The organism is Wolbachia endosymbiont of Nasonia giraulti, from assembly GCF_048054155.1.
In the GTDB taxonomy this organism is placed as follows: Bacteria; Pseudomonadota; Alphaproteobacteria; order Rickettsiales; family Anaplasmataceae; genus Wolbachia; species Wolbachia pipientis_C.
The window spans coordinates 1-6,286 of sequence record NZ_JAFEVH010000057.1 but is presented as its reverse complement, the minus strand read 5'-3'; the positions used below and the strand labels follow the sequence as shown (position 1 = coordinate 6,286).

Annotated in this window: 5 protein-coding genes and 1 tRNA gene; 2 read left to right on the top strand and 4 right to left on the bottom strand. The window is 34.6% G+C overall.

Annotated features, from left to right (window positions below; genetic code table 11):
• Positions 1-510: 510 nt before the first annotated feature.
• The 4 genes from JR312_RS05640 to JR312_RS05625 all read right to left on the bottom strand — a co-directional run bounded on the left by JR312_RS05640 (position 511) and on the right by JR312_RS05625 (position 3,609).
• The gene (locus JR312_RS05640; RefSeq protein ID WP_264331266.1) at positions 511-1,101 is read right to left on the bottom strand and encodes a COQ9 family protein; all 591 of its coding nucleotides are present in this window, start codon (positions 1,099-1,101) and stop codon (positions 511-513) included.
• 18 nt (positions 1,102-1,119) lie between these two features.
• On the bottom strand, positions 1,120-2,652 hold the full coding sequence (gene murD / locus JR312_RS05635) for a UDP-N-acetylmuramoyl-L-alanine--D-glutamate ligase (RefSeq protein ID WP_416647928.1): 1,533 nt from the start codon (positions 2,650-2,652) through the stop codon (positions 1,120-1,122).
• Positions 2,653-2,789: 137 nt separating this feature from the next.
• The gene (locus JR312_RS05630; RefSeq protein ID WP_416647927.1) at positions 2,790-3,512 is read right to left on the bottom strand and encodes a triosephosphate isomerase; all 723 of its coding nucleotides are present in this window, start codon (positions 3,510-3,512) and stop codon (positions 2,790-2,792) included.
• Positions 3,513-3,536: 24 nt separating this feature from the next.
• Positions 3,537-3,609: transfer RNA gene (locus JR312_RS05625), tRNA-Thr, on the bottom strand.
• Between the two features lie 77 nt (positions 3,610-3,686).
• On the opposite strand from JR312_RS05625, the gene rsmA reads away from it, so the two are divergent.
• A complete protein-coding gene (gene rsmA / locus JR312_RS05620) occupies positions 3,687-4,481 on the top strand; it encodes a 16S rRNA (adenine(1518)-N(6)/adenine(1519)-N(6))-dimethyltransferase RsmA (RefSeq protein ID WP_264331263.1) in 795 nt (264 codons plus the stop codon).
• 123 nt (positions 4,482-4,604) lie between these two features.
• A complete protein-coding gene (guaB, locus tag JR312_RS05615) occupies positions 4,605-6,092 on the top strand; it encodes an IMP dehydrogenase (protein WP_264331262.1) in 1,488 nt (495 codons plus the stop codon).
• Positions 6,093-6,286 lie beyond the last annotated feature (194 nt).

Genomic DNA, 6,286 nt, shown 5'->3' with positions numbered 1-6,286 from the left:
TGACAGGATATTTGTTTCTAATTCTTTATAATCTACCAAACCAGTAGTTCTATTTGCTTGACTCATATCAAACCTCCATTTTTTATATCAATTTATTACTTTTTTTTCGGTTTGACACACTTTTTTGAACGTTCCCGAAAAATATTATTAACATTAAACAAGGGACTGATATTAGTTTTCAATTCTTCTGTCAGTTAATTCATATCTGTCAGATTAAGTTGTGTCTAATACAGCAAATCCAAATTTCTATTTGATCTTACATTCTTATTGTAATAACCTCTATGGATCACACAGCATTAGTCGTGTATCTGAACAGATACTTTTGTACATGGATCAGCTTTATGTGTATCAATTCTGTCTGCTTCAAGTTTCCAGCGAAACTACTTTCTAATGTATTGCTTTCAATCAAGTTCTTTGTTAAGCTCACTGTTAGTGGATGTTCAATTATCTTAACATAAAAATCAAGGCAGCTTTAGGTATAAATACGAGTAACTCGTATAAGTAAAGAGGCTATAAGAAGTTTCTTACCATTCTATTCAAACGGGTTTTAAACTTTTGAAATGTCATGACATTGTTGATACGTTTGTCAAGAAACGACAGGGTATCTACAAAATCTTCTGAATAATCATTGATAAAAAAAAGTATCGTACTTAAGTACACTCCAGCTAATATTGCTCTTTTTGTATAGTAGTTAAAATCTGTTGATTGATCATGAATGCCATACCAAATCGCGCTAACAGTTCTGTACAAGAGTTTACTAGAAAAATATGTATTTTGGGGTAATATAGAGAATGATAAAACATTTTTTAAAAACTCTCTGTAATTTTGTAACTTAGCATAGTTTGAAAGGCGTATTTGGACAGCTAACTTTATCCGCTCTCTTACCTTCATATCTTCTAAATTGGAATTCCAAAGTTCAGTTTCCATTGAGCTATTTAAGTCCTCTGCTATGTACTCCAAAGCACTATATATTCCATTTTGAAATTTACAAAAACTATTGGCTAGGTTAAGGTTCGTGCACACTTTCAATAAGGTTGCATCACTTATTCCTTCAAATGGAATAACCTTAATCAGCTCATCTACTATTAACTTTTGTTCCATACAATATTATACTAAACATCACATATAATTATACCTGAGATTTTCAAACATTCTGCAAAATGCTTCACCGCGCTCTTCAAAATTTTTCCACTGATCAAAAGAAGAACATGCAGGAGAAAGTAATATCGCTACTTCTTCTTTGCTATTTATGGCCTCTTCAAAAGCCAGTTTAAATGCGTTTTCTAGATTATAGCACTTCACATAATCTATTTTGTTCTCCATAATGTTTGCAAAAACTTCAGTTGATTCTCCAATAAGAAAAGCTTTTCTAATCTTGGTGAAATGCTTGCTTAATGATTCTATTCCGCCTTTTTTGCTTTTTCCGCCAACAATCCAATATATGTTTTTATAAGATAAAATTGCCTTTTCGGTCGATTCTGCATTGGTTGCTTTGCTATCGTTGATAAAAAGTACATTATGTATTTTGCCAAGAAATTCATTTCTGTGTCTTAGCCCTGGAAAGGATTTGATTTCATTGACAATAGTGCTGCTATCTACTCCAAGTAACTTGCACACAGCGTGTGCAGCTACTATATTTTCTACATTGGATACTAGGTTTACTTTCATATCACTCATTGATAAGTTGTGATTCTCTAGTTTTAGCGAGATCTCCTGAATCTCAGCACTCCTTTTGTCATCCAAGTAGCTGACACTGGGATCCAGATAATTTCGATCTATACCAGTAATCTGTTCACTATAATCAAGCAAATTGTTATCTGCCAATGATATTAGATCTCTTGCACTACCCTCTGTCATCTGAGTAGTTGGCAATGGTTTTTCTTTTCTGGTCACGCGCTGGAATGACACCAGGGAATATGTTACTGAAATTGGAATTTTGTTCCCAGTGAATTTATTGAATACATCAGCGGTAATTTTGTTATCACATCCTATCACGGCAATCTTGCTACTGTTTATCAGTTTTAATTTAGTTGCTATGTAGTTATTCATACTTCCATGTCTATCTATGTGGTCTGGTGTGATGTTGAGCAATACAGAAATGTCTACATTAATTTTATTTATTAGCTCCAATTGAAAAGAGGAGAATTCAATTACATAAATTTCTGCATCTCTTTCTAAATCCAAAATAGGCACACCTAAATTCCCGCCAATAGCTACTTTTTTCCCTGTGGATTTTAATATGTGCCCTATTAGTGACGTGGTGGTTGATTTGCCATTTGTTCCAGTGATGCCTACAACCTTCTGGCTTGTAGTTTTAGTTTCAAGAAATAGCTCAATGTCTGATTTTATTTTGCAGTCAAAGCTTCTTGCAAGTTTTACTACCCAATGCGCTGGTATTGGCACTCCAGGGCTCAAAATTAGTGTGCTTATCTCATGCCAATTATACTCATTGGGATGAGTATAGTTACACTCTTTATATATCTTTTTTGCATTTGCTATTTGCTCTTTATTATCATCCCATGCATATATTTTTGCACTGCTTTTTGTTAGAGCATTAATAACGGACAAACCAGTTTTACCAAGGCCGAAAACCGCAACACTTTGATTTTTGTATTTGTTTAGTTGCACTTCTAGATAACTTATGCGAACCATTTTATAAAGATATAATACAAATTATAATGACTTCTTCCATAGTTTTTGGCAGTGCTTAACTTTATTGTCACAACCTTAGCCAATAGAAAACTCCTTGACACATTTTGCCAACTCCCTTGCCATGACAATAAGAGTATTTATCCTTTAGAATTAATTAAGAGAAAATTTTTCTCGACTTCTTGTATAATTTGATAAAAGTGATCAAAATCTAAGCCTGCACTACCAATTAAAACTCCCAATAGATTTGGAATACTGAGCAAGTTTCCTATATTTTCTGAGTTGACTGAGCCACCATATATAATGTGTTTTTTACCAGTACACAATTTTATTATCTCTATCACCTCAGCAATTGCGTCATTATTTGGCACATTTCCTGTTCCTATTGCCCATATCGGTTCGTATGCTATGGTATATTCACCTTGTGTTGGCAAACGGTTTTTGCATTGATATTCTATTACTTCTTTTGTTTTTTTATTTTTATAATCTTCTGAATTTTCACCTACACAGATGATTGGGTGTAATCCTGATTCTATTGCTGTTTTCGATTTAAGTTTTATTTCACTATCTTTTTCATGAGCCCTTTCAGAATGTCCAAGTATTACGTAACTACATCCTAGTTCCTTCAACATTCCTGCACTAATTTCACCTGTGTAAGAACCGAACTCTTTATGATGGCAATTCTGTCCTCCTATTTTAATATTATTGTTCAACCCTATACTGCTTGGAAATGATGTAAAAGGAGGGCAAATTACTAATTTAGAGGTAATTTCGTTGCTCTTGTTGTTAAGTTTGCCTATAAAGTCAACAAATGAAGAACGTGTTCCATTCATTTTCCAATTTGCTACTATTAAAAAGGACATCAACTTTACTTGTATGGATAAGAGTGCCGGCTATCGGACTTGAACTGACAACCTACTGATTACAAGTCAGTTGCTCTACCAATTGAGCTAAGCCGGCATTAAATACACTAACAATATACAATTATTGATGAATTTTCGTCAACTAATTTTTAAAATACTGCATACTAAGATCATATGAAAAAATTTTCACTGAAGCCAAAAAAGAGTCTAGGGCAAAATTTTATTTTATCGAATGAGATAACAAAAAGAATAGTTGCCTTAGCTGGTAGCCTGAAAGATTTTAATGTTATTGAAATTGGTCCTGGGTATGGTGCGTTAACAAGAGAAATATTGGCGTATAATCCAAAGTTTCTACTTTCTATAGAAAAAGATAGTAGTTTAGTGAAACATCACGAACAATTGCTAAATGAGCATCAGGGAAAATATAGAATTATAGAAGCAGATGCACTTAATGTTGTAGAAAAAGAGCTGGTAGAATGTCCAGTCAAAGTCATTGCTAACTTGCCTTACAATATCTCAGTAGCGTTATTTTTAAAGTGGTTAAATAATATAAAATTTTTTACGAGTTTGACGTTAATGTTCCAAAAGGAGGTAGCAGAGCGTATTACAGCAGAACCTAGTTCTAAAGATTATGGTTCCCTATCAGTGCTAAGCCAGTTACTATGCGACATAAAAAAGGAATTTGATATTGAACCTAAGGAATTTTTTCCAAGACCAAAAGTATATTCTTCAGTAATTACAGTAAAACCTTTACCCACTCCAAGATTTGCAGTAAATTTAGAAACCTTAACAAAGCTAACACGTGCTGTGTTCGCTCAAAGAAGAAAGATGCTGAGAAATAGCTTGCAAAGTATAACTAGTGATGTCTCAACTACTCTTGAGAATGCTAAACTGAGTGGAGACGAACGTCCAGAAAGCTTAACTATTGAGCAGTTCTGTTTGCTAGCAAATAATGTAATTTTGCGATAAATATATTAGGAGCTACATCCCTCTTCTATCCTATTTTGATCTAAAAATAGCTGTAGCCAGGCTAATTTTGCAAAAGCTCTATTGCAATTTCATTAATTGGCGTATAAGCTTTAAATAAAGCATATGAAAAAAATGGAAGCTTGTTATTCGTTTGACGATGTACTTCTCTTACCGGCCTATTCTGATGTATTGCCTCGTGATGCAGACACAAGAACTTATCTAACAAATAATATAGAACTAAATATCCCTCTCATATCCTCTGCAATGGACACTGTCACTGAATCAGGTTTTGCAATAGCTATTGCCCAACATGGTGGAATAGGTTGCATACATAAGAATTTATCAATAGATGAACAAGTGTTAGAAGTAAGAAGGGTGAAAAAATATGAAAGCTGGATCGTGTATAACCCAATTACAATTTCCCCAGATAAAACGGTTGCAGAAGCAGTTTCATTAATGAGAGAGTATAATTATTCCGGAATTCCTGTAGTTGATCAACGCAAGTTAGTGGGAATTTTAACTAATCGAGATGTGAGGTTTATTGAAGACCAGAACATGAATATAAAAGTTTCCGAGGTAATGACAAAAGATAAGTTAGTAACAGTTCGAGAGCAGGCAGTAAACAGCGCCTCAGCAATGAAATTGTTGCATGCAAATAGAATAGAGAAGCTTTTGGTTGTTGATGAAAATTCTTGTTGCATAGGTCTAATCACAGTTAAAGACATCGAAAAATACAATAGATATCCAAATTCATGTAAAGACAGTAAAGGTCGACTCAGAGTTGCCGCTGCAATTGGTACTGGTAAAAAAGATGGTATAGAAAGATGTGAAGCTTTGGTCGAAGAAGAAGTTGATGTGGTTATTGTAGATACCGCTCACGGTCATTCCCAGAACGTTATCAGCACTATTAAGGAAATAAAAAAGATGTACCCGAATACTCAATTAATCGGCGGAAATATCACAACAACAGAGGCTGCTGAAGCGTTGATTGATGCTGGTGTTGATGCAGTGAAAGTTGGAATAGGGCCAGGATCAATTTGTACTACCAGAATAGTTACAGGCGTTGGTATGCCACAATTCTCTGCGATCAAGAATATTGCAGAGGTTTGTAAAACAAAAAACGTCAGACTAATTGCTGATGGTGGAATAAAATATTCGGGAGATGTTGCAAAAGCTATTGCAGCTGGTGCTGATACTGTGATGATAGGTTCAATCTTTGCTGGTACTGAGGAAAGCCCAGGTGAGATTATCATGTATAAGGGTAGAGCATATAAGGAATATCGAGGAATGGGATCTATTAGTGCAATGAAACGAGGGTCAGCTAGCCGTTATTTTCAAGATTCAAAACTTGATTTAGTCCCACAAGGAGTAGAAGCAAGAGTTCCTTTTAAAGGTCCAGCTTCAGGAGTGATCTGTCAGTTAATTGGTGGGTTGCAAGCTGCAATGGGCTACACTGGCAACCGTAATATAGAAGAGATGAAAAAAAACTGCAAATTTATCACTATTACTTCATCAGGATTAAGAGAAAGTCATGCTCATGATATAATCATTACACAGGAAGCTCCAAATTACGCTTACCAAGCATCTAATTTATCATCTGATTCAGAGTAGATACAATCCCCTTTTGAGGGTGTCATTTCAACACTGGTACACAATTGTATAAACATGGGAACGTTCAAAAAAGTGTGTCAAACCGCATTTTCAATTCAACTCAATTTTTAACCTACCAGGAAAAAAGATATCAAGTTGAGACATAGTTAAAGCCCAATTAGGCAAAGCAGTAATCCACTTTTGCTCTACCTTTT

What these genes read in the sequence shown, in the direction of transcription:
- guaB (WP_264331262.1), top strand. Translation starts at nt 4,605, where the DNA reads ATGAAAAAAATGGAAGCTTGTTATTCGTTTGACGATGTACTTCTCTTA.
- JR312_RS05630 (WP_416647927.1), bottom strand. Translation starts at nt 3,512, where the DNA reads ATGTCCTTTTTAATAGTAGCAAATTGGAAAATGAATGGAACACGTTCT.
- JR312_RS05640 (WP_264331266.1), bottom strand. Translation starts at nt 1,101, where the DNA reads ATGGAACAAAAGTTAATAGTAGATGAGCTGATTAAGGTTATTCCATTT.
- rsmA (WP_264331263.1), top strand. Translation starts at nt 3,687, where the DNA reads ATGAAAAAATTTTCACTGAAGCCAAAAAAGAGTCTAGGGCAAAATTTT.
- murD (WP_416647928.1), bottom strand. Translation starts at nt 2,652, where the DNA reads ATGGTTCGCATAAGTTATCTAGAAGTGCAACTAAACAAATACAAAAAT.